At 54.5% G+C, this 21,825-nt stretch carries 23 protein-coding genes and 1 pseudogene; 10 read left to right on the top strand and 14 right to left on the bottom strand.

The window, feature by feature from the left end; translation table 11 throughout:
• Positions 1 to 82: 82 nt before the first annotated feature.
• The 11 genes from hydN to hycA form a co-directional block, all read right to left on the bottom strand.
• A complete protein-coding gene (hydN, locus tag ACQ29O_RS18065; protein WP_001078795.1) occupies positions 83 to 628 on the bottom strand; it encodes an electron transport protein HydN in 546 nt (181 codons plus the stop codon).
• Between the two features lie 200 nt (positions 629 to 828).
• Entirely contained in the window at positions 829 to 1,638 is an 810-nt protein-coding gene (locus ACQ29O_RS18070) for a hypothetical protein (protein ID WP_000902285.1), read from the bottom strand.
• A 26-nt stretch (positions 1,639 to 1,664) separates the two neighbouring features.
• Entirely contained in the window at positions 1,665 to 2,135 is a 471-nt protein-coding gene (gene hycI, locus ACQ29O_RS18075) for a hydrogenase maturation peptidase HycI (protein ID WP_000132984.1), read from the bottom strand.
• Entirely contained in the window at positions 2,128 to 2,538 is a 411-nt protein-coding gene (locus tag ACQ29O_RS18080; protein ID WP_000003725.1) for a formate hydrogenlyase maturation HycH family protein, read from the bottom strand. The genes hycI and ACQ29O_RS18080 overlap by 8 nt, the downstream gene beginning before the upstream one ends.
• Positions 2,535 to 3,302, bottom strand: a complete 768-nt coding sequence (hycG, locus tag ACQ29O_RS18085; protein WP_000067378.1) for a formate hydrogenlyase subunit HycG — start codon at positions 3,300 to 3,302, stop codon at positions 2,535 to 2,537. Before hycG ends, ACQ29O_RS18080 begins: the two co-directional genes overlap by 4 nt.
• Positions 3,302 to 3,844 (bottom strand): formate hydrogenlyase subunit HycF, encoded by a 543-nt coding sequence (hycF, locus tag ACQ29O_RS18090; protein WP_000493767.1) that lies wholly within the window; start codon positions 3,842 to 3,844, stop codon positions 3,302 to 3,304. Before hycF ends, hycG begins: the two co-directional genes overlap by 1 nt.
• 9 nt (positions 3,845 to 3,853) lie before the next feature.
• The gene (gene hycE / locus ACQ29O_RS18095) at positions 3,854 to 5,563 is read right to left on the bottom strand and encodes a formate hydrogenlyase subunit HycE (protein WP_001288155.1); all 1,710 of its coding nucleotides are present in this window, start codon (positions 5,561 to 5,563) and stop codon (positions 3,854 to 3,856) included.
• Positions 5,564 to 5,580: 17 nt separating this feature from the next.
• Positions 5,581 to 6,504 (bottom strand): respiratory chain complex I subunit 1 family protein, encoded by a 924-nt coding sequence (locus ACQ29O_RS18100; RefSeq protein ID WP_000110562.1) that lies wholly within the window; start codon positions 6,502 to 6,504, stop codon positions 5,581 to 5,583.
• A 2-nt stretch (positions 6,505 to 6,506) separates the two neighbouring features.
• Positions 6,507 to 8,333: a formate hydrogenlyase subunit 3 gene (hycC, locus tag ACQ29O_RS18105; protein ID WP_000097035.1), complete on the bottom strand. Its 1,827-nt coding sequence runs from the start codon at positions 8,331 to 8,333 to the stop codon at positions 6,507 to 6,509.
• Complete coding sequence (hycB, locus tag ACQ29O_RS18110; protein ID WP_001079164.1) at positions 8,333 to 8,941, bottom strand: formate hydrogenlyase subunit HycB; 609 nt, start codon at positions 8,939 to 8,941, stop codon at positions 8,333 to 8,335. Before hycB ends, hycC begins: the two co-directional genes overlap by 1 nt.
• A gap of 145 nt (positions 8,942 to 9,086) precedes the next feature.
• The gene (hycA, locus tag ACQ29O_RS18115) at positions 9,087 to 9,548 is read right to left on the bottom strand and encodes a formate hydrogenlyase regulator HycA (protein WP_000158075.1); all 462 of its coding nucleotides are present in this window, start codon (positions 9,546 to 9,548) and stop codon (positions 9,087 to 9,089) included.
• Between the two features lie 209 nt (positions 9,549 to 9,757).
• On the opposite strand from hycA, the gene hypA reads away from it, so the two are divergent.
• The 6 genes from hypA (at position 9,758) to flhA (ending at position 15,743) form a co-directional block, all read left to right on the top strand.
• Complete coding sequence (gene hypA, locus ACQ29O_RS18120) at positions 9,758 to 10,114, top strand: hydrogenase maturation nickel metallochaperone HypA (protein WP_000544461.1); 357 nt, start codon at positions 9,758 to 9,760, stop codon at positions 10,112 to 10,114.
• A 68-nt stretch (positions 10,115 to 10,182) separates the two neighbouring features.
• Entirely contained in the window at positions 10,183 to 11,055 is an 873-nt protein-coding gene (gene hypB, locus ACQ29O_RS18125; protein WP_000337636.1) for a hydrogenase nickel incorporation protein HypB, read from the top strand.
• Positions 11,046 to 11,318: a hydrogenase 3 maturation protein HypC gene (gene hypC, locus ACQ29O_RS18130; protein WP_000334871.1), complete on the top strand. Its 273-nt coding sequence runs from the start codon at positions 11,046 to 11,048 to the stop codon at positions 11,316 to 11,318. Before hypB ends, hypC begins: the two co-directional genes overlap by 10 nt.
• The gene (gene hypD / locus ACQ29O_RS18135) at positions 11,318 to 12,439 is read left to right on the top strand and encodes a hydrogenase formation protein HypD (RefSeq protein ID WP_001212962.1); all 1,122 of its coding nucleotides are present in this window, start codon (positions 11,318 to 11,320) and stop codon (positions 12,437 to 12,439) included. The genes hypC and hypD overlap by 1 nt, the downstream gene beginning before the upstream one ends.
• Complete coding sequence (gene hypE / locus ACQ29O_RS18140) at positions 12,436 to 13,446, top strand: hydrogenase expression/formation protein HypE (protein WP_001059954.1); 1,011 nt, start codon at positions 12,436 to 12,438, stop codon at positions 13,444 to 13,446. Before hypD ends, hypE begins: the two co-directional genes overlap by 4 nt.
• A gap of 218 nt (positions 13,447 to 13,664) precedes the next feature.
• Complete coding sequence (gene flhA, locus ACQ29O_RS18145) at positions 13,665 to 15,743, top strand: formate hydrogenlyase transcriptional activator FlhA (protein ID WP_000122681.1); 2,079 nt, start codon at positions 13,665 to 13,667, stop codon at positions 15,741 to 15,743.
• Positions 15,744 to 15,804: 61 nt separating this feature from the next.
• Here flhA and ACQ29O_RS18150 read toward each other — a convergent pair whose 3' ends face one another.
• Positions 15,805 to 16,149 carry a nitrous oxide-stimulated promoter family protein gene (locus tag ACQ29O_RS18150; protein WP_001117940.1) on the bottom strand — a complete coding sequence of 115 codons (345 nt, stop codon included), beginning with the start codon at positions 16,147 to 16,149 and terminating at the stop codon, positions 15,805 to 15,807.
• 181 nt (positions 16,150 to 16,330) lie between these two features.
• Here ACQ29O_RS18150 and sitA point away from each other — a divergent pair, with 181 nt between their 5' ends.
• From sitA to sitD, 4 genes are read left to right on the top strand one after another with little or no spacing between them, the layout of a single operon-like run.
• The gene (gene sitA, locus ACQ29O_RS18155; RefSeq protein WP_000182929.1) at positions 16,331 to 17,248 is read left to right on the top strand and encodes an iron/manganese ABC transporter substrate-binding protein SitA; all 918 of its coding nucleotides are present in this window, start codon (positions 16,331 to 16,333) and stop codon (positions 17,246 to 17,248) included.
• Positions 17,245 to 18,066, top strand: coding sequence for an iron/manganese ABC transporter ATP-binding protein SitB (gene sitB, locus ACQ29O_RS18160; RefSeq protein WP_000083153.1), 822 nt, complete (start codon positions 17,245 to 17,247; stop codon positions 18,064 to 18,066). Before sitA ends, sitB begins: the two co-directional genes overlap by 4 nt.
• The gene (sitC, locus tag ACQ29O_RS18165; RefSeq protein ID WP_001104336.1) at positions 18,063 to 18,923 is read left to right on the top strand and encodes an iron/manganese ABC transporter permease subunit SitC; all 861 of its coding nucleotides are present in this window, start codon (positions 18,063 to 18,065) and stop codon (positions 18,921 to 18,923) included. The genes sitB and sitC overlap by 4 nt, the downstream gene beginning before the upstream one ends.
• On the top strand, positions 18,914 to 19,762 hold the full coding sequence (gene sitD / locus ACQ29O_RS18170; protein WP_000480205.1) for an iron/manganese ABC transporter permease subunit SitD: 849 nt from the start codon (positions 18,914 to 18,916) through the stop codon (positions 19,760 to 19,762). Before sitC ends, sitD begins: the two co-directional genes overlap by 10 nt.
• Before the next feature lie 98 nt (positions 19,763 to 19,860).
• Here the strand turns inward: sitD and avrA are convergent.
• Together avrA and sprB are read right to left on the bottom strand one after the other, a co-directional pair.
• A pseudogene (avrA, locus tag ACQ29O_RS18175) lies at positions 19,861 to 20,768 on the bottom strand (type III secretion system YopJ family effector AvrA).
• Positions 20,769 to 20,928: 160 nt separating this feature from the next.
• Positions 20,929 to 21,684, bottom strand: coding sequence for a transcriptional regulator SprB (gene sprB, locus ACQ29O_RS18180; RefSeq protein WP_001246659.1), 756 nt, complete (start codon positions 21,682 to 21,684; stop codon positions 20,929 to 20,931).
• Positions 21,685 to 21,825: the final 141 nt, after the last annotated feature.

A 21,825-nucleotide genomic window follows, 5' to 3' on the forward strand; every position in this document is an offset into this window, starting at 1 on the left:
CGCACGGACCGTAGACCGGATAAGGCATTGATGCCGCCATCCGGCAATGCTTTGTGGCGTATTCTACGCGCAATCGCAGAAATCAGAAAAGCAGCGATGCCGTTGAATCCAGCGCCGCGCGACGGCGTTTTTCCGCGCTCAGCTGTTCAAGCTTATTGCGGTCCACGCAGATTAGGGCGTGCGTTGGGCAAGCGGCCATACAGGCCGGACCGGCTTCACGGTGGTGACACAGATCGCACTTGTTGGCTTCGGCTTTTTCGGCACGCACGTTCAGCCCCGCGCCGCTATTGCGAGCCACCGGACGTACCACCACTTCCATGGCGCCGTAAGGACATGCCACTACGCAAGTTTTACAGCCAATGCAGCGTTCCTGCATCACATGAACAAAGCCTTTGTCACGGCTGATGGCGCCATTCGGGCAAACGTTGGCGCACGGCGCGTCTTCACACTGGCGACACAGCGTTGCCGTGGAAACGTTCACGCCTTTGATGACATGGATACGAGGTAAAAAGGTTTCAGGGGTCAGCGATGCGCAATCCTGATTTTCCTGACGGGATACGACGCAAGCCACTTCACAGGTACGGCAACCAATGCACTTACTCGCGTCTGCAATGATGAAACGGTTCATCAAATTCTCCAGCAATAACAGATGATGTGCCGATATATACACGAATCGTGCCAATTTTTATTTCATTGTTATTTAAGAATATTATTTCTATTTTCGTGAGCATTTACGTGTCATCGTCACAAGTGTCGATGACACGTAATGTCGCCAGTGGTGGTCAAGATTTGCAGTGATAGCCAGCCAACTCTGCACCGCAACTGGCATCAATCCTGATTAACGCCTGGCAATACGTTACCGCGTATTAAACAGCGCTGCGTAAGGGAAAGATCGTCCGTTTGCGGATTCCTTCCGGCAATAGGTTTGATAATTAATTTACGGCCAGGATAGTGATTAAAACGGGTCAGCGCCGGATAACTCAACCGGCCAAACCAGCCGTGTACGCGCTGCCAGCGGGCGTCCTTCACCTGATATAAATTGGTTATCCAGTAGCCTGAGTCAAATTGCATATCCAACAGTTGCGTGCGCCCATTGCCCTGTAAATCAAGCAAATCATCAACGCCAGTATCGGTCGCGGTATAAAACCCCCACGGTTCAAAGACGCAGGGGCGGCCATTCTTGAGAAAGGTGAAAATGATGTATTGCGCGCTCGGCGCCAGGCCCAACCCAGGATTGCCCAACCAGATAACCAGATCCTGAATGCCGTTACGATCGAGGTCAGCGCGATAAAATTGCGCATTACCCGCCAAATTAATCAGCCTTCCCACCGGGACAACCCACGAATTACCGGCTCTGTCTTTTCCGCTAATCCGCCATTCGTTATCTTTTTTCGGCTCCGGCAGTAGCGTCACGCCACTGACTCCGACCTGGCGAAAATGCCAGGTCTGGTCGGGCGATACAGAATAAGGCAGGGTCAACAGCGGCTTCAGCGCACGCTTTTGCGCATATTCACCGTCGCTCATCGGCAGGTAACCGACAACACCGGTGGCCAGTGTGCGTGCGGCGAGGCAGAGAAATAGCAGTCCGCTCCATACGATAATCTTCACGTCCTTCTTACAACCTTTGCCGTGTAACACAAATTCTCCCTAAATATGTGCGCATTTTACGCCTCCGGCGCTTCCAGCGCGGCAAATCCGCCGTTTCCCTGCCAGCCTTCCAGGCGCTGATAGACGATATTTACCGCGTCCTTAATCGGTTGAGTCATCGGATAATAAAACCCGACGATATCCGGCTGGATACCAACAAAAATCACCTCGCCGACATCCTCTTTCAGCTGATCGATAAGGTAGTTGAGCGGCATATTGTGGGTGGTCATCATAAACATTTCGGCGATATCATCCGGATCGATGATGCGGATCTCGCCCGGATTAAGTCCCATGTCGGTGGCGTCGACAATCAACAGACGCTGCGGGCGCAGTTCGCGAATCGCCACAATGTCGTTTTCCGGCGCGCTGCCGCCATCAATCACCACCCAATTCCCCTTCGGCTGCGCCGCGCACATTTCCGCCAGTAATGGGCCTGCGCCGTCGTCGCCCATCATGCTGTTGCCGACACAGAGTAAAACGTCAGTCACGAAGCCTCCTCACCATCAGGTAGATGGCGCTTTCCTGATGAATGTCATGCAGCATACTGAGCATCAGTTTGCTCCATTCTTGCTGCTGCGGGGTCTGCGCGGCGCGCGCCTCATCAAACGCGCGCGCCAGCATTTGCACATGGTTGAAATCGATAACGATCTCGCCATACTTCGGCACGCCTTCCATTTTACGCCGGGCATCGCTACCGGCTTCCAGGGTGGCGATCCACGCCAGATACTCATCCCATGGGCAGGTGAGCGCGGCCTCCAGACAATCGATAACCCCCAAGTGGTGACCAATCGCCAGGCTGTAATAGACAACCTGCTGCGCCTCGGCAGGCGTCGCATCGTTCTCATCAATAAACTTACGGCTCAGTTGACTGAACACCACCTGTTCGCTCATCGGATACGCGCCTCTTCAACAACATGATTGAGATGGGTGACAATTTCGGTTAAACGCGGATCGTTTTCCGCTTCCAGCCAACGCGCCACTTGCTGCTCGCCCTGCCCCAACTGTGTCAGGTAATCATCGGCGATCTGACGACCATAGCGATAACCCGCCAGCCGGCGCGCCGCGCGATCCACCTTCACGCGCAGCGGCTGCACCATATCCGGATGCAGGATCTCTGCGGGCTGATCGTCCAGCTCACCCGGCGCGCGGGCGTGGATTTTCTGCTCCAGCAGGCCAAGCGCCATCGCAAAGCCATACAGCGTCGCCGCAGGCGTTGGCGGGCAGCCTGGAATATACACATCCACCGGTACGATTTTATCCGTACCGCCCCAGACGCAGTACAGATCATGGAAGATGCCGCCGCTGTTGCCGCAGGCCCCATAAGAGATACAGATTTTCGGGTCCGGCGCCGACTGCCAGGCGCGCAGCTCCGGAGAGCGCATGGCGCGGGTCACCGCGCCGGTAAACAGCAGAATATCGGCATGACGCGGCGACGGTACCACTTTGATGCCGAAACGCTCGGCATCAAACAGCGGCGAAAGCGTCGCAAAGATTTCGATTTCACAGCCGTTACAGCCGCCGCAGTCCACGCGGTAAACGTATGCCGAACGCTTAATATTTTTCAGTAGAGACGCCTTCATGCTGGCGATGGATTCATCCACCGTCATCGGTGCCGGAATGCCGTTGGCGTCACGCGGGCCTAATAAATTGCTCATTAGCTGACCTCTTTCATATGGCGAGTCAGTTCAATACGGTCGGACGGCACCAGGCATTTCTGACGCTTACAGTCCGGGCAGGTCTCAAAGCTTTCGCGGTGGTTTTCCGCGCGGCTGTCGCCGTTGTGCGCAAGCAGCGCAATGGCGTAGTCGATCTCTTTCTGTACCGCGAAAGGACGATTACATACGCGGCAGTTGCACAGCGCGAAGCGGGACTGTTGCAGGAAGTCTTCTTTCTTCCACACTGCCAGTTCGTATTCTTGCGACAGTTTGATCGCCGCCGTCGGGCAAACTTCTTCGCAGCGACCGCAGAAGATGCAGCGGCCAAGATTGAACTGCCACGCCAGCTCATTGGTCGCAAGATCGGTTTCCACCGTCAGCGCGTTCGACGGGCAGGCATTAACGCAGGCGGCGCAACCGATGCACTGCTGCGGATTATGTTCCGGCTTGCCGCGGAAGTTTTTATCAACCGCAATCGGCTCCAGCGGATAAGACGAGGTCGCCGTGCCGGTTTTGATAACTTTTTTGATAAAGGTAAACATGGCGATTCCTTATTTCAGCGGCGAGTTTTTACGCTCAATGCTGTAGCGCTCAAGTTCTTTGTACGGCACGACTTTGCTCTTCTTCTTACGCACATCGACCACGGTCATCCGGTCGGTACAGGAGTAGCACGGGTCGAGGCTGCCGATGATCAGCGGCGCATCAGAAACGGTGTTGCCGCGCAGCATATAGCGCAGCGTTGGCCAGTTGGCGTAGGTCGCCGCACGGCAGCGCCAGCGGTACAGCTTCTGGTTGTCGCCAGTCATGCTCCAGTGGATATCGTCACCACGCGGCGCTTCAGCGAAGCCGAGCGCAAAACGGTGCGGAATATAGGTAAAGCCTTCCACCATCAGCGGGCCGCCCGGCAGATTATCCAGACCGAAATCGATCATATTCAGCGAGGTGTAGACTTCGTTGATACGGACTTTCAGACGAGAAATCACGTCGCAACCCTGCTCGCTATGTACTTCCATCGGCAGCAGACCGTAGCCGACAAACGGGTGGTCGGCGCGGGTGTCGCGGGCGTGACCGCTGGCACGCACCATCGGGCCGACATTACTGAAGTCGCGGGCAATTTCCGGGTCCAGACGACCGATACCCACGGTACGCTGTTCCATATTCGGCGTGCTCAGCAGCATGTCCACCAGCTCCTGCACGTCACGACGCATCTGCTGCGCCAGTTGACGGGTCTGGATCATGTCCTCTTTGAGCAGATCGCGGCGAATCCCGCCGATCAGGTTCAGACCGTAAGTTTTGCGCGCCCCGGTCAGTATTTCCGCCATCTTCATGGAGGTTTCACGCACGCGGAAGAACTGCATAAAGCCGGAGTCAAAGCCGGTAAAGTGGCAGGCCAGGCCAAGGTTGAGCAGATGCGAGTGCAGGCGTTCCACTTCCAGCAGAATAGCGCGGATCATTTGCGCACGCTCCGGCACCTGAATGCCCATCGCGTTTTCCACGGAAGTGGTGTAGGCGGTGCTGTGGGCGAAGCCGCAGATACCACACACGCGATCCGACAGGAAGGTGACTTCGTTATAACCCATGCGGGTTTCCGCCAGTTTTTCCATACCACGGTGGACGTAGAACAGGCGGTAGTCGGCGTCGATAATGTTTTCGCCATCGACGAACAGACGGAAGTGGCCCGGTTCATCGGAAGTAACATGCAGCGGGCCAATCGGCACCACGTTATTTTTCTTGTCACCCAGCTCGTTAATGAACTCGTAGGTTTCCGCATCGGTGGTCGGCGCCGGGCGCTGACGATAATCCATACTGTCTTTACGCAGCGGATAGAGTTCATCCGGCCAGTCGTCCGGCAGCACCAGACGGCGCTCGTCCGGCAGACCGACCGGGATTAAACCGTACATGTCGCGTACTTCGCGCTCACCCCACACGGCAGCCGGCACGCGCGGCGTAACGGATGGGAATTCCAGCTTATTGGCATCCACTTCAACGCGGACGGTAATCCAGCACTTCGTGCCCTGCTCCATCGACAGCACGTAATAAACGGCATAGTGGCCGCACAACTGGCGTTCGTCATTACCGAACAGTACCGACAGCCACCCACCCTGCTGGTAGTAAAGAAACTCCACCACTTCCGGCAGATAGTTTACTTTCACCGTAATAGTCAGCTGATCTTTGGTCTGCCAGGCTTCGTCCAGCACGACGCCCGGAAACGCCTGGTGCAGCGCCGCAAGGTATTGTTGACCTAATTTTTCTTCAGACATGCTCAAACTCTCTTAAATCACGCCGCCAGCAAGGAGACGAAGGCTAAAAACGCAAACCCAAAACCGGCCCAGGTCACGCGTGAAGTGGCGCAAAAACGCAGTCGCGCCATGCTGTTTTCAAACAGGGCGATCACCAGTACGCCGACAATCAGCTTGACGATGGCAATCACCAGCGCCAGCAACAGTCCGCCTGCGCTGAAGGTTTCCATCTGTCCCCACGGCAGAAACACGCCGACGAACATTTGCAGCACCACCAGTTGCTTAAGGCTGATGCCCCATTTCAGCACCGCAAAGCCGCTACCGCTGTATTCGGTCAACGGCCCTTCCTGCAACTCCTGCTCCGCTTCCGCCAGGTCGAACGGCAGCTTGCCCATTTCGATAAAGGTGGCGAAGGCGCAGGCGCACAGCGCCAGAATCAGCGGAATACTACGCGCGACAGGCCAGTGATAAATGGTATCGGCGATATTGCTGATATGCGTTGAACCCGCCACCTGCGCGGCGACCCACAGACCCAGCAGCAGAATCGGCTCCACCAGCACGCCGAGCATCGCTTCACGGCTGGCGCCGATCGCGGTGAACGGACTGCCGGTATCCAGGCCTGCAATAGAGAAGAAGAAACGGGCGATGGCGAACAGGTAAATCAGGGTGATTAAATCACCCAGTTGCGGCAACGGAGATCCAACGGTGACGACCGGCAGCGCGGTGGCGATAGTCAGCATCACGCCGACCATCACAAACGGCGTCAGGCGAAAAACCCAGCCGGAATCAGCGGGCGCAATACTCTGACGACCGAGCAGTTTGATAATGTCGCGGTACTCCTGCAACACGCCCGGCCCACGGCGATTGTGTAGACGGGCGCGCGCCACGCGAGTAATACCGGACAGCAATGGCGCAACGGCAAATAGCACCAGCGCCTGAATTAACGGATAAAACACACTCATTTTCAGGCTCCTCGTGAAACCACAATCACCACCAGCACCGCCAGCTCAATCAGCGCCAGACGACGGAACAGCACCGCGGCCGCCGCGTTCTGCCAGCCCGGCACCAGCGATACCGGGTTCAGCCATTTACGCAATTTGAGTACCGGGGCAAAGGCCTCTTTCACCGGCATGGCGAAACCGTACGCGGTAATCACCATCGACTGCTCATGGTCGTAGCCGCACACCCAGGCCGCGCCGCGAGAACGCGACGGCAGACGGTTGCCTTTGAACATCGCCATAATGATGAACGGCAGTAGCGGACAGGCGACCAACAGCAGCGTGATCATCGGCTGCGATACGGTGGTGTGCGCGGTCTCCAGCGGCAACGGTACCGCAGTGGAAATCATCGGCAGCAGCCACGGCGCGGCAACCCCACCAATCACACAGCAGATAGCCAGCGCAACCACGCTGACGCCCATCAGGATAGGCGCGCAGCTGGCGTTTTCAGCTTCCTTCGTGCGCGGCGCGCCAAGGAAAGTCACGCCGTAAACTTTCGCCATACACATCACCGCCAGCGCGCCGGTAATCGCCAGGCCAACCGCCAGCAGCGGTCCTAACAGACGACCAACAAACGCGCCGCTGTTGCCCAGTTTGAAGAAGGACTGGTAAATCACCCACTCGCCGGCAAAGCCGTTCAGCGGCGGCAACGCAGCCATCGCCATCAGACCGACCAGCATGGCGATAGAAATAACCGGCATCCGTTTACCAATACCGCCCAGTTTTTCGATATCGCGATGACCGGTACGGAACCAGATGCTGCCCGCGCCCAGAAACAGCACGCTTTTAAACAGGCTATGGTTCAGCAGGTGATAGAGCCCGCCGGTCAGACCCAGCGCGATCAGTACCGGCTGATTGAGAGCAATCCCGGTAACGCCTGCGCCCAGACCGAGCAAAATGATGCCGATATTTTCCAGCGTGTGATAGGCCAGCAGGCGCTGAATGTTATGCTCCATCAGCGCGTACAGACCGCCGACAAAGGCGGTGATCATCCCAAGCACCAACAGCGCCACGCCCCACCACAGCGGCGCATTGCCGCCAAGCAGAGATAGCGTGAGAATGCCCAGCAGCCCGATTTTCATCACCACGGTCGAGAACAGCGCGGCGGCGGGAGCGCTGGCGTTGGCGTGCGCCTGCGGCACCCAACCGTGTAGCGGGATAATCCCGGCCAGCAGACCAAAGCCGATAACGCCGAGCAGCCAGATATCGGAGCCCAGCGGCAGTTGCTGAGCGCGTTGATCCAGCAGCCCCAGATCCAGCGTGCCGTAGCGCTGCCACACCAGCCAGCAGGCGATTGCCAGCAGCAGCGTACCGAGACGGCCCAGCGCAAACCACAGTTTGCCCTCTTTGCTACCGCCGGTGAGGAACACGGCGCAGAGCGCCATGATTTCCGCCATCACCACCATCGTCCCCAGGTTACTGGCGACCACGGCGCAGACGGCTGCCGCCATCAGCAGGTTGATCAACAGTCCGTTGGCTTTTACCTGTGGATGGCGATGCCAGTCGATATTGAACAGGCTGACGAACAGGCCGCACAGCCCCAGCGTAATCAGCCAGATAGCATTCAGCGGCGTTATTTGCAGCATGTGACCGGTAAACGGCATCACGCCGCTCACCGTAACGGCGCTGGTCAGTGCGGTGAACCCCGCGCCAGCCGTACACAGGCTGCCGACCGCGCCGCCGATACCGGCAATCCAGCCGCTCAGCGCTTTATGAAACGAAAACAGAAACGCCAGAACGGCGGCGGCGGCAAACCACGCGACGCCGCTAGTAATCAGTGAAAGTGAACTCATTATGCATCCCCACTCTGAGCCTGCTGAAACAAGGTGAGATCGCCAAAATCGGTATTAAACGTCAGCTCACGTTTACGTTTGCTGGCGCGGGCGATATCCGTGTTCTCCACCAGGTGTAGCGCTTTAGTCGGGCACATCCGCACACAGGCCGGGCCTTGCTCGTCAAAGCTGCACAGGTCGCATTTCACCGCGATAGCGCGTACGCCCGGCACCCAGTCGAGCAACGTACTGACGCGCGCAGGCGCTGGCGGCGCGGGCGGCGCTTTCGGCGTATTGGCGTTCGCCGGAATATGCAGCGGACGGCTGCCGGAAAACTCAATAGCGCCAAACGGACAGGCAATACCACACAGTTTGCAGCTCACGCACAGGCTTTCATTAAGCTGGACAGCGCCGTCAACGCGATTAATCGCGTTAACCGGGCATACCGTGGCGCATGGCGCATCTTCACAGTGGTGACAAAGCTGCGGCGCAGATTCTTTTTCATTCAGCATCACTTTCAGGCGCGGCATTGACTGCAGGCCATGCTGGCGATGCGTCTCTGAACAGGCGGCCTCACAGGTGTGGCAGCCGATACAGAGAGTGGAGTCAGCAATTACAAAACGATTCACCAGGCATTCCTCAGGTGATTGTCATTTTTGACGAAAACATGCCGTTGAAATGTCATTTTCGACACTTATCGACACGCCCATCCCCAAAACATTCATGACGTGGCGCAACGCCACATCGCGAATCAAAGCGGGCAACACCTCAGGCTTATACCGCCGGGCTGTTTCCCTTTACCAATTGACGCAAATTAACCGGCGAGTTGGTTTCTACAGCGGTATAGAGGCTGTCGTAAACGCTGGCGATTTTTTCCAGATAGTGCTCCAGCACCTGCTCGCGATCGCGGTTGTTAACCCGTTCATCAACCTTGCCGTCGATATCGAGCTGCGCCTGTGCAATCAATTGCTTATCTTCGCCATCTTTGGTTTCAACGTAGTACTCAATGGTGTGGCTGTTAAAACCATCCGCCAACGCGACGTAAATACGAAAGTGCTCAAACAGGACAAAGCAAAGATCCCTTTCCGGCGCGCAGCTCATTGCGTGATGCAGGCGCGCTTTCGAGAGGGTGATCCCCTGAACCAGCGAGTTGCAGTAAATATGCCACTGGTCCTGTAGGCGACGATGCCGTTGCGCGATGTAATCGGCCTTTTCGCTTATTTCCCAAATAGTCATGTCAGGTTACCCGTTTAACAGAGATGCCTGCGTTAAGCATTTTCCATGCCAATTTTTAACTTATTGTTTTTAATAGCAGACGAGCGCAGTTACTGCCGTTTCGACGCGGTGACGACATGTCATTTCGTCATCGTCGACATTACCCTGCCAGGGGATAAAAATATTGGCATAAATATTGCTTCACAGGGGCAACCACTACGGGAGGCGATATGCACGAAATCACCCTCTGCCAACGGGCACTGGAATTGATTGAACAACAGGCTTCAGCATACGGTGCAAAACGTGTGACAGCCGTCTGGATCAAAATTGGCGCATTTTCTTGCGTGGAAACCAGCGCTCTTTCCTTTTGTTTTGATCTGGTATGCCGCGGCACGATAGCAGAAGGTTGTAAACTGCACCTCGAAGAACAGGAAGCCGAATGCTGGTGTGAGCATTGTCAACAATATGTCACGTTGTTAACCCACCGTGTACGTCGTTGTCCGCAATGTCATAGCGATACGCTGCGAATTGTGGCCGATGACGGCTTACAAATTCGGCGCATAGAGATTGATGAAACTGAAGATTAATGCCGGATAGACGCTCGCGTCGCCATCCGGCAGAAAGCCTGTAACAAGAAAAAGATCAGGAGTAAGCGATGTGTACGACTTGCGGTTGCGCTGAAGGCAACCTTTATATAGAAGGCGATGAACATAATCCGCACTCAGCGTTTCGTAGCGCGCCCTTTGCCCCAGCGGCCCGCCCGGCGCTGAATATTACCGGCATTAAAACGCCTGACTTTGCCCCAAGTCAGACCGCAGAAGGCGATCTGCATTACGGCCACGGCGAAGCCGGAACCCACGCGCCTGGTATGAGTCAGCGGCGGATGCTTGAGGTTGAAATCGACGTGCTGGACAAAAATAATCGTCTGGCTGAGCGCAACCGCGCCCGTTTCGCCGCCCGCCAGCAACTGGTGCTCAACCTGGTGTCCAGCCCCGGGTCCGGTAAAACCACCCTGCTGACCGAAACGCTGATGAAATTGAAAGACCGTGTACCGTGCGCGGTGATTGAAGGCGACCAGCAGACAGTGAACGACGCCGCCCGCATCCGCGCTACCGGCACGCCCGCCATTCAGGTCAACACCGGTAAAGGCTGCCATCTTGACGCGCAAATGATCGCCGACGCCGCGCCGCGCCTGCCGCTGGATGACCACGGTATTCTGTTTATCGAAAACGTCGGTAATCTCGTCTGCCCGGCCAGCTTCGATCTGGGCGAAAAGCATAAAGTCGCAGTGCTTTCCGTGACCGAAGGTGAAGATAAGCCGCTGAAATATCCGCATATGTTTGCCGCTGCGTCGCTCATGCTGCTCAATAAAGTCGATCTGCTGCCCTACCTCAATTTTGACGTTGAGAAGTGCATCGCCAGCGCGCGTGAAGTGAACCCGGAGATTGAAATTATCCTGATTTCCGCCACCAGCGGCGAAGGCATGGATCAGTGGCTGGCCTGGCTGGAGGCGCAGCGATGTGCATAGGAGTGCCGGGTCAAATCCGCGCCATTGACGGCAATCAGGCAAAAGTTGACGTCTGCGGCATTCAGCGCGACGTCGATCTCACATTAGTCGGCAGTTGTGATGAAAACGGTCAGCCGCGTCTGGGTCAGTGGGTGCTGGTTCATGTCGGATTCGCCATGAGCGTCATTAACGAAGCGGAAGCGCGCGACACGCTCGACGCGCTACAAAATATGTTTGATGTTGAGCCGGACGTCGGCGCACTGCTGTATGGTGAGGAGAGATAATGCGTTTTGTTGACGAGTACCGTGCGCCGGAACAGGTAATGCAGCTCATTGAACACCTGCGTGAACGCGCCGCCCTTCTTCCTTACACTGCCGAACGTCCGTTGCGCATTATGGAAGTCTGCGGGGGTCATACCCACGCAATTTTTAAATTTGGTCTCGATCAGTTACTGCCCGAAAACGTGGAATTTATTCACGGCCCCGGTTGTCCGGTCTGCGTGCTGCCGATGGGACGCATCGACAGTTGCGTGGAAATCGCCAGCCATCCGGAGGTGATTTTCTGCACCTTTGGCGATGCCATGCGCGTGCCGGGGAAACAGGGTTCTCTGTTGCAGGCTAAAGCGCGCGGCGCGGATGTCCGTATTGTTTACTCTCCGATGGACGCGCTGAAGCTGGCGCAGGATAACCCGACCCGCAAAGTGGTATTTTTCGGGCTGGGCTTTGAAACCACCATGCCGACCACCGCCATCACGCTGCAGCAGGCAAAACAGCGTGACGTGCGAAACTTCTACTTTTTCTGCCAGCACATTACGCTGATCCCGACGCTGCGTAGCCTACTGGAGCAGCCGGACAACGGCATTGACGCCTTTCTTGCGCCAGGCCACGTCAGCATGGTCATCGGCACCGAGGCGTACCAGTTTATCGCCGCCGATTTTAATCGCCCGCTGGTGGTGGCTGGATTCGAACCGCTTGATCTACTGCAAGGCGTGGTCATGCTGGTTGAGCAGAAAATAGCGGCCCTAAGCCAGGTTGAAAACCAATACCGTCGCGTGGTGCCGGATGCCGGAAACATGCTGGCGCAGCAGGCCATCGCCGATGTGTTCTGCGTTAATGGCGACAGCGAGTGGCGCGGTCTGGGCGTGATTGAATCCTCCGGCGTCCACCTGACGCCAGAGTATCAGCGCTTTGACGCCGAAGCGCATTTCCGCCCAGCGCCACAACAGGTCTATGACGATCCGCGCGCCCGCTGCGGCGAAGTGCTGACCGGCAGATGCAAGCCGCATCAGTGCCCGCTATTTGGTAAAACATGTAATCCAGAGACCGCGTTCGGCGCGCTGATGGTCTCTTCCGAAGGCGCATGCGCCGCCTGGTATCAGTATCGTCAGCAGGAGTGTGAAGTTTGAACAATATACAACTCGCCCACGGCAGCGGCGGCCAGGCTATGCAACAGTTGATTAATAGCCTGTTTATGGAGGCCTTTGCCAACCCGTGGCTGGCGGAACAAGAAGATCAGGCGCGTCTGGAGCTGGCGCAACTGACGGCGGAGGGCGACCGTCTGGCGTTTTCTACCGATAGCTATGTGATCGATCCGCTCTTTTTCCCCGGCGGCAATATCGGCAAACTGGCGATTTGCGGTACGGCGAACGACGTTGCGGTGAGCGGCGCGATCCCCCGCTATCTCTCCTGCGGCTTTATCCTTGAAGAAGGGCTGCCGATGGAGACGTTAAAAAGCGTGGTCAATAGCATGGCGGCGACCGCGCGGGAAGCGGATATCGCCATTGTAACCGGCGACACCAAAGTTGTGCAGCGCGGCGCGGCGGATAAATTATTTATCAACACTGCCGGCATGGGGGCGATTCCCGCCGATATTCGCTGGGGCGCGCAAACGCTGAGCGTTGGCGATGTGCTGTTAGTCAGCGGTACGCTTGGCGATCACGGTGCCACTATCCTCAACCTGCGTGAGCAACTGGGACTGGATGGCGAGCTGGCGAGCGACTGCGCAGTATTAACGCCGCTTATTCAGACGCTGCGTCATATTGACGGAGTGAAGGCATTGCGTGACGCCACGCGCGGCGGCGTGAATGCGGTCGCCCATGAGTTTGCGACGTCCTGCGGTTACGGTATTGAATTGTCCGAATCCGCACTGCCGCTCAAACCTGCCGTGCGCGGCGTCTGCGAGCTGTTGGGGCTGGATGCCCTGAACTTTGCCAACGAAGGAAAACTGGTGATTGCCGTTGAACGGCAGGCCGCAGATCGGGCGTTGGCGGCATTACGCGCGCATCCGCTGGGACGTGATGCAGCGCTGATTGGCGAAGTCGTGGAACGCAAAGGCGTTCGCTTAGCCGGACTCTATGGCGTGAAGCGAACCCTTGATTTGCCACACGCCGAACCATTACCTCGTATATGCTAGCAGCCTGTTGGCAGCATACTGTAGGCCGGATAAGACGCATTTGCGTCGACATCCGGCATTAACGCTGCATGAACGCCTGATGGCGCTTTGCTTATCAGGCCTACGGAGTGTGTGACCAGCGAGTTTGCGGTCAGCCATCCGGCAATAACTTACGACTTATACCTATAATTCATTTACCGTTTTCGCACCGTTTTGCGGTATTTTCCTGGAAAAGCAACATGTCGTATACACCCATGAGCGATCTTGGACAGCAAGGCCTGTTCGATATCACTCGTACCTTATTGCAGCAGCCCGATTTGGCGTCGCTCAGTGAAGCGCTTTCGCAACTGGTAAAGCGTTCAGCGCTCGCCGACAGCGCCGGCATTGTGCTATGGCAGGCGCTGTCGCAACGCGCACAATATTATGCGACGCGAGAAAATGGCCGTCCTGTTGAATATGAAGATGAAACCGTACTGGCGCACGGCCCGGTACGTCGCATCCTTTCTCGCCCCGATGCATTGCACTGTAATTTCCATGAGTTTACCGAAACCTGGCCGCAGCTTGCCGCGAGCGGCCTCTACCCGGAATTTGGTCATTACTGTCTGCTTCCTTTAGCCGCGGAGGGCCGTATTTTCGGCGGCTGCGAATTCATCCGTCAGGAAGATCGCCCCTGGAGTGAAAAGGAATATGACCGTCTGCATACGTTTACCCAAATTGTCGGCGTGGTCGCCGAGCAAATTCAAAACCGGGTAAACAATAATGTCGATTATGATCTGTTGTGCCGCGAACGCGATAACTTCCGTATTCTGGTTGCGATCACCAACGCCGTCCTGTCGCGTCTGGATATTGATGAGCTGGTAAGCGAAGTCGCAAAAGAGATCCACCACTATTTCAATATCGACGCAATCAGCATCGTGTTGCGCAGCCATCGCAAAAATAAGCTGAATATCTACTCCACCCACTACCTTGATGAGCATCATCCGGCGCACGAACAGAGCGAAGTCGACGAAGCCGGCACGCTCACGGAGCGCGTCTTTAAAAGTAAAGAGATGCTGCTTATCAACCTCAACGAACGCGATCCGCTTGCTCCCTACGAACGCATGCTGTTCGATACCTGGGGCAATCAGATCCAGACGCTTTGCCTGCTGCCGTTGATGTCCGGCAAGACGATGCTTGGCGTGCTCAAACTGGCCCAGTGCGAAGAAAAAGTGTTTACCACCGCCAACCTCAAGCTGCTGCGTCAGATTGCCGAACGAGTAGCCATTGCCGTGGATAATGCGCTGGCCTATCAGGAAATCCACCGACTGAAGGAACGCCTGGTCGACGAAAACCTGGCGCTCACGGAGCAGCTTAATAACGTCGACAGCGAGTTTGGCGAGATCATCGGGCGCAGCGAAGCGATGTACAACGTGCTAAAGCAGGTTGAGATGGTGGCGCAGAGCGACAGTACCGTGCTGATTCTGGGCGAAACGGGAACCGGTAAAGAGTTGATTGCCCGCGCCATTCACAACCTGAGCGGACGTAGCGGGCGCAGGATGGTAAAGATGAACTGCGCCGCGATGCCGGCGGGGCTGCTGGAAAGCGATTTGTTTGGTCATGAGCGCGGCGCGTTTACCGGCGCCAGCGCGCAGCGGATTGGCCGTTTCGAGCTGGCGGATAAAAGCTCGCTGTTTCTGGATGAAGTGGGCGACATGCCGCTGGAGCTACAGCCTAAGCTGCTGCGCGTCCTTCAGGAGCAAGAGTTTGAACGTCTCGGCAGCAATAAACTGATCCAGACCGACGTGCGGCTGATCGCCGCGACTAACCGCGATCTGAAAAAAATGGTCGCCGATCGCGAATTCCGTAACGATCTCTACTATCGGCTGAATGTTTTTCCGATCCAGCTTCCTCCGTTGCGCGAACGTCCGGAAGATATTCCACTACTGGTCAAAGCGTTCACTTTCAAAATCGCCCGCCGAATGGGGCGTAATATCGACAGCATTCCCGCCGAAACGCTGCGCACGCTCAGCAGCATGGAATGGCCGGGGAACGTTCGCGAGCTGGAGAATGTCGTCGAGCGCGCCGTGCTGCTGACGCGCGGCAATGTGCTACAACTGTCGCTGCCGGATATTACCGCCGTAACGCCCGATACCTCGCCTGTTGCGACTGAAAGCGCCAAAGAAGGCGAAGATGAATATCAGCTTATTATACGCGTGCTGAAAGAGACCAATGGCGTAGTGGCTGGACCAAAAGGCGCGGCGCAGCGTCTGGGGCTTAAACGAACCACCCTGCTGTCGCGTATGAAGCGATTGGGTATTGATAAAGACGCGTTAGCGTAACGGGTTGCCGGATCTGATCCGGCCTGGAGATGATGCGCGCCGTAGGCCTGGCGCTTCCCCTTCACTTCTTGCGCTGATATTTTTCCGGCAATTCCGGAACGGGGCGCTTATCGTCGATAAGGTGCCGCACGGTCAGGACAGGGTGTCGCCAAAGCATTCGCGGACCTGCCCAACGCATAATCTGCTTCATCTCCTCGCGTTTAGCCGGCTGATAGCAGTGCACCGGGCACTGCTTACAGGCGGGTTTTTCCTCGCCAAATACGCATTTATCAAGACGTTTTTGCGCGTAGGCGTACAGCGCGTCGTAATGCCCCTGCACCGCTGACGCCTGTGGACACTGGCTTTCATACAGCGCGATCATTTTTTTGATCGTCAGTTTTTCACGAGCGATACGTTTACCAGGCATCGTGCTCTCTCCGAACATTAAGGTGCATTTATTTTACACCTTATCCCTCTTTAGCACTATCACTGCATATCGTCGCCATTTCGCAAATAAGAATTATTTTCATTTATTCATACCTTGTGCTATATAACATAGCAAAGGCTATATTCGATGATTAATTAACCACATTGTTGCGAGGGATACTATGACGAATCTACATCGTCTGAAAACACTCCTGATTGCCGGTATTGTCGCGATACTCGCGCTATCGCCAGCCTATGCAAAAGAGAAATTTAAAGTCATCACCACGTTTACCGTTATTGCCGACATGGCGAAAAACGTGGCGGGCGACGCAGCGGAAGTCAGCTCAATTACCAAGCCCGGCGCTGAAATCCATGAGTATCAGCCAACGCCCGGCGATATTAAACGAGCGCAGGGGGCGCAGCTTATCCTCGCGAATGGTCTGAACCTGGAGCGATGGTTCGCCCGCTTTTATCAGCACCTTTCCGGCGTACCGGAAGTCATCGTCTCCACCGGCGTCAAACCGATGGGCATTACCGAAGGCCCGTATAACGGTAAACCGAACCCGCACGCCTGGATGTCGGCAGAAAACGCGCTGATTTATGTCGATAACATTCGCGACGCCCTGGTGAAGTACGATCCGGATAATGCGCAGATCTATAAGCAAAATGCCGAACGCTATAAAGCGAAAATTCGCCAGATGGCCGATCCGTTGCGTGCCGAACTGGAAAAAATTCCCGCCGATCAGCGCTGGCTGGTCACCAGTGAAGGCGCGTTCTCTTACCTGGCGCGCGATAACGACATGAAAGAGCTTTATCTCTGGCCAATTAACGCCGATCAACAGGGTACGCCAAAACAGGTGCGTAAAGTGATTGATACCATTAAAAAGCACCATATTCCCGCCATCTTTAGCGAGAGTACGGTTTCCGATAAACCCGCCCGCCAGGTCGCGCGTGAATCCGGCGCGCATTATGGCGGCGTACTGTATGTCGATTCTCTGAGCGCCGCTGACGGCCCTGTGCCAACCTATCTGGATCTGCTGCGCGTCACGACCGAAACCATCGTCAACGGCATTAACGACGGACTGAGGAGTCAACAATGAGTCAATCTGCGATTACCGTTGATCAAGTCACGGTGACGTATCGCAACGGTCATACCGCCCTACGGGACGCCACTTTTCAGGTGCCTGGCGGTTCAATCGCCGCGCTGGTAGGCGTAAATGGTTCCGGTAAGTCTACGTTATTTAAAGCGTTAATGGGCTTTGTGCATCTTGCGCAGGGAGATATCACTATCCTGCAACAGTCAGTCAACAAGGCGCTGAAAAAAAACCTCATTGCTTATGTTCCGCAATCGGAAGAAGTGGACTGGTCATTTCCGGTGCTGGTAGAAGATGTGGTGATGATGGGACGCTACGGCCATATGGGCTGGCTACGCCGTCCCACTGCGCATGATCACGCCTGTGTTGACGCCGCGCTGGCGCGGGTGGATATGCAGGAATATCGTCACAGGCAGATTGGCGAGCTGTCCGGCGGGCAGAAAAAACGTGTGTTTCTTGCCAGGGCCATCGCTCAGGATGGACAGGTAATCCTGCTGGATGAACCTTTTACCGGCGTGGATGTAAAAACCGAAGCGCGAATCATCGATCTACTACGGGAACTGCGCGATGAAGGCCGCACGATGCTGGTCTCAACGCATAATCTCGGCTCCGTCACCGAGTTTTGCGACTATACGGTAATGATTAAAGGAACCGTACTGGCCAGCGGCCCTACCGAAACCACGTTTACCGCCGCGAATCTGGAACAGGCGTTTAGCGGCGTTCTACGTCATATCGCGCTAAGCGGAGGTGAAGAGCACATCATCACCGATGACGAGCGCCCCTTTATTTCCCGGCGCGTGGCCAGCGGAGGAAAATCGTCATGAACTGGCTTGTTGAGCCGTTTGGCTACCAGTATATGCTCAACGCGATGTGGGTCTCCGCGATGGTGGGCGGTCTGTGCGCGTTTCTCTCCTGCTATTTGATGCTCAAAGGCTGGTCGCTCATTGGCGATGCGCTATCTCACTCTATTGTGCCTGGCGTCGCTGGCGCCTGGATGTTAGGGCTGCCCTTCTCGCTCGGCGCGTTTCTTTCCGGCGGACTGGCGGCAGGCAGTATGCTCTTTCTTAACCAACGCTCACGCCTGAAAGAAGACGCGATTATCGGGCTTATCTTCTCCTCTTTTTTTGGCGTCGGCCTTTTTATGGTGTCGCTCAATCCGATGTCGGTGAATATCCAGACGATTATTCTCGGCAACGTGCTGGCGATCGCGCCAGCGGATATTGCGCAACTGGCGATTATCGGCGCAGTCTCGCTGACGATTCTGCTGTTAAAGTGGAAAGATCTGATGGTCGTCTTTTTCGATGAAACCCATGCGCGTTCTATCGGGCTTAATCCGGGTCGACTAAAGCTGTTGTTTTTCACTCTATTGTCCGTCTCTACCGTGGCGGCCCTGCAAACCGTTGGGGCGTTCCTGGTGATCTGTCTCGTCGTCACGCCGGGCGCGACGGCCTGGTTACTCACCGACCGTTTTCCACGTCTGCTCATGATTGCCGTCGTGATTGGCAGCCTGACCAGTTTTCTGGGCGCATGGCTTAGCTACTGGCTGGATGGCGCCACGGGTGGAATTATTGTCGTCATGCAAACCTTACTGTTCATCACAGCCTTTATTTTCGCCCCGAAACACGGTCTGTTAGCCAACCGTCGACGCGCCCGCCTGCAGAAGGAGCCGACATGTTCTTAACAACGTTACTGGAACCCTTTCAGTTTGATTTTATGGTGAACGCCCTTATGGTTTCGGTCATTGTGGCGATTCCCTGCGCCTTACTGTCCGTGTTTTTAGTGTTAAAAGGCTGGGCGTTAATGGGCGATGCAATGAGTCATGCGGTATTCCCCGGGGTCGTGCTGGCATATATTGTGGGGATCCCCCTGGCGATTGGCGCTTTCATTGCCGGATTATTTTGCGCTATCGCGACCGGCTATCTGGACGATAACAGCCGCATCAAACGTGATACGGTGATGGGCATCGTCTTTTCCGGGATGTTTGGCGCAGGTCTGGTGCTCTATGTTTCTATTCAATCGGAAGTGCATCTGGATCACATCCTGTTTGGGGATATGCTGGGCGTATCGCTGGGGGATATCGTACAAACGTCAGTTATTGCACTGGGTATTGCGTTAATCATTGGGCTGAAATGGAAAGATCTCCTGCTACACGCTTTTGACCCGCACCAGGCGAAAGCCAGCGGGCTGAATATCACGCTACTGCATTATGGCCTGCTATGTATGATTGCGCTGACTATCGTCGCCACGCTGAAATCGGTGGGTATTATTCTGTCGATTTCATTGCTTATCGCCCCCGGCGCAATTGCCATTTTGCTGACGCGACGCTTTGCGCGCGCGCTGGGATTAGCGGTGAGTCTGTCAGTTATTACCGCTTTTGCGGGCGTCTATCTGTCTTTTTATCTTGATAGCGCGCCAGCGCCGACCATCGTGGTATTATTTGCCATCGTGTTTATTGCGGTATTTATTTACGCAACATGGCGCGACAGGCGTAATGAAATCGTACCAGAGGCGCAAGGTTAACACTTTTTTGCCTGCTATTCAGGAAACATACGGTCATAATATAGAGTAGTCTTATGGCGCTGGAAGGATTTCCTCTGGCAGGCAACCTTATAATTTCATTACGATTTAAGTAAAGACTTATATTCAGCTATCTTTTTTTATGAGCGGATATAGAGAGTTTTTTATCGTTTAGCATAACGGCATTGTTATCGAATCGCTCATAAAGCGTTTCATTCTTTTTGTTTACTATACTGCTTCCCGCCGCCGGATTGGCCTCCACATATTCATTTAATCGTTGTACGCCTTGAGTATGTTTGTAAAAACTCACCGGCAGATAACGGTCTGCTTTATCGGACGGGAGAAAAGGTTCTTCACCACACAGACGTTCACAAATATTATCTTCATGAATTTTTACTAAGTTCATAAATTCAAGCTGAAGTTTTTTGGCGAGCGCCAGGCTAAAAATACCGCATTCAGAAGAGCTTCGTTGAATGTCCAGCTCGACCATAGCAAAATAACAATCAGGCAGTTGTTCACGTTCAAGAGCTGCTTTGGTCCTCAACGCCAGTAAAGCAGGTCCAAAAGCGCTACACGCTGCTGGTTCGAACAAAATCACCGATGTCTTTCCGTCCATAACTCTAAAATCGACGACTGAAATATGGATACCTGAACTTCCCATATTTACGAGAAATCGGGCAGATTCAACGCCTTCCATTCTGGTCTCCTTTATAGAGGAAACAAGCTCATGGACTGACATAACAAATTTAAGATTTAACTCTGGATACTTCTTATTGGCCTGTGCAACAAGAAAAGGCATCATTTCGAGATCGGTTTCCTCGTAACTGATATGAATCCAGCTGCCATCTATAATTTCACTTTCCAGACGCTCAACAATACAGGTCAATGCTTCGGTGTTTAGCTCCCCGCTGACGTCAGGCTGAGGCGATAAACTCGCCCCCATATTACGAGTCGTAGGACTTAGCATACTTTTCCCTCCACATGATAGCTCCTGCACCGAAAATATCATCTTTAACTTTTCAGATTCAATATATTGCCTGCAAAAATATGCCTCAATGATTGAGCCAGGCTACCAACCACCTCCGGATGATTATATATAAGAATTACTACTCAAAAAATCTTTTTTATAATAAAAGCTCAACACATGGTCATAAATGATAAAAAATATTTTAATTCATTCCTACCGCAATCGGTAACGCGCAATTATCGTCAGGTACAGCAGGGTTATGTGCAAAAGCAGTGCGCTGTAAATGCGCGTCTAGTTTCAGTCCCCGGAACAGCGATAGCGGTGAAGAGTCCATCCCCAAACGATACATAACCTTCTTACGATAAATACTGACGGTTTTTGTTCCCAGACCAAATTTTTTCGCCAGTTCAATTGCCGGATGTCCGGAGGATAATAATATCAGCAGCGCATATTTCGCCTGCGTGACACCGGGAGGTAGATTCCACCAGGCGTATTGATTGATATTAAACAATACCTCTTCCGGCGTCTCGCCGGCATTAAAAGCATACGTAGCAGCCACGGTTTTCTTTTGTGGCCTGTGGCAGAAACGCAGCCAGGCTTCCGGAAGACGGAGCTTCTCTCGCTCCGAGCGGATAGCGCAGGATAGTTCGTCTTTTAAAACATAATCCATAACGCCAAAATATTGCAGCACACAGCGATCGATATAATACAAGCGATCTGCCACTACCAAAACTTTACGGTTCTGCAACCGCGTCAGCAACGCATGAAAAAGATAAACATGCTCATGCGGGTTCAAAGCTAAAATCAGCCCGGCGTCCGGCATATCGGATAGAGAATGCAAAAGTGCGGTTAATGAGTTACACGTTTTAACGCACTTTTCCGGATATTTTTGCTTAAAAATAGACTGAAGGGCATAACAATTAGTCCAGTTAATACCGTATATAATTACATTTCTCATTTATTTATCCTTTTTTGAAAACTGACCACAGCTTCGGTAATGATTTTTCTTCCTGGGCGACTACTGCGCAAGTAGATAACGCCTTCTTACTACAAAGGTAATAAGACCAGATACGTTATTACATGCGCAATGTCGTTACCG

Source organism: Salmonella sp. GDC200615 (genome assembly GCF_050574145.1).
GTDB classification, from domain to species: Bacteria; Pseudomonadota; Gammaproteobacteria; order Enterobacterales; family Enterobacteriaceae; genus Salmonella; species Salmonella enterica.

Coding starts and splice junctions, on each gene's coding strand:
- hycF (WP_000493767.1), bottom strand. CDS start 3,844: ATGTTTACCTTTATCAAAAAAGTTATCAAAACCGGCACGGCGACCTCG.
- sitC (WP_001104336.1), top strand. CDS start 18,063: ATGAACTGGCTTGTTGAGCCGTTTGGCTACCAGTATATGCTCAACGCG.
- sitA (WP_000182929.1), top strand. CDS start 16,331: ATGACGAATCTACATCGTCTGAAAACACTCCTGATTGCCGGTATTGTC.
- ACQ29O_RS18080 (WP_000003725.1), bottom strand. CDS start 2,538: ATGAGCGAACAGGTGGTGTTCAGTCAACTGAGCCGTAAGTTTATTGAT.
- ACQ29O_RS18100 (WP_000110562.1), bottom strand. CDS start 6,504: ATGAGTGTGTTTTATCCGTTAATTCAGGCGCTGGTGCTATTTGCCGTT.
- ACQ29O_RS18150 (WP_001117940.1), bottom strand. CDS start 16,149: ATGCCTGGTAAACGTATCGCTCGTGAAAAACTGACGATCAAAAAAATG.
- hycC (WP_000097035.1), bottom strand. CDS start 8,333: ATGAGTTCACTTTCACTGATTACTAGCGGCGTCGCGTGGTTTGCCGCC.
- sprB (WP_001246659.1), bottom strand. CDS start 21,684: ATGAGAAATGTAATTATATACGGTATTAACTGGACTAATTGTTATGCC.
- hycA (WP_000158075.1), bottom strand. CDS start 9,548: ATGACTATTTGGGAAATAAGCGAAAAGGCCGATTACATCGCGCAACGG.
- flhA (WP_000122681.1), top strand. CDS start 13,665: ATGTCGTATACACCCATGAGCGATCTTGGACAGCAAGGCCTGTTCGAT.
- hypD (WP_001212962.1), top strand. CDS start 11,318: ATGCGTTTTGTTGACGAGTACCGTGCGCCGGAACAGGTAATGCAGCTC.
- sitB (WP_000083153.1), top strand. CDS start 17,245: ATGAGTCAATCTGCGATTACCGTTGATCAAGTCACGGTGACGTATCGC.
- hycG (WP_000067378.1), bottom strand. CDS start 3,302: ATGAGCAATTTATTAGGCCCGCGTGACGCCAACGGCATTCCGGCACCG.
- hypB (WP_000337636.1), top strand. CDS start 10,183: ATGTGTACGACTTGCGGTTGCGCTGAAGGCAACCTTTATATAGAAGGC.
- hypA (WP_000544461.1), top strand. CDS start 9,758: ATGCACGAAATCACCCTCTGCCAACGGGCACTGGAATTGATTGAACAA.
- hycE (WP_001288155.1), bottom strand. CDS start 5,563: ATGTCTGAAGAAAAATTAGGTCAACAATACCTTGCGGCGCTGCACCAG.
- sitD (WP_000480205.1), top strand. CDS start 18,914: ATGTTCTTAACAACGTTACTGGAACCCTTTCAGTTTGATTTTATGGTG.
- hypC (WP_000334871.1), top strand. CDS start 11,046: ATGTGCATAGGAGTGCCGGGTCAAATCCGCGCCATTGACGGCAATCAG.
- hydN (WP_001078795.1), bottom strand. CDS start 628: ATGAACCGTTTCATCATTGCAGACGCGAGTAAGTGCATTGGTTGCCGT.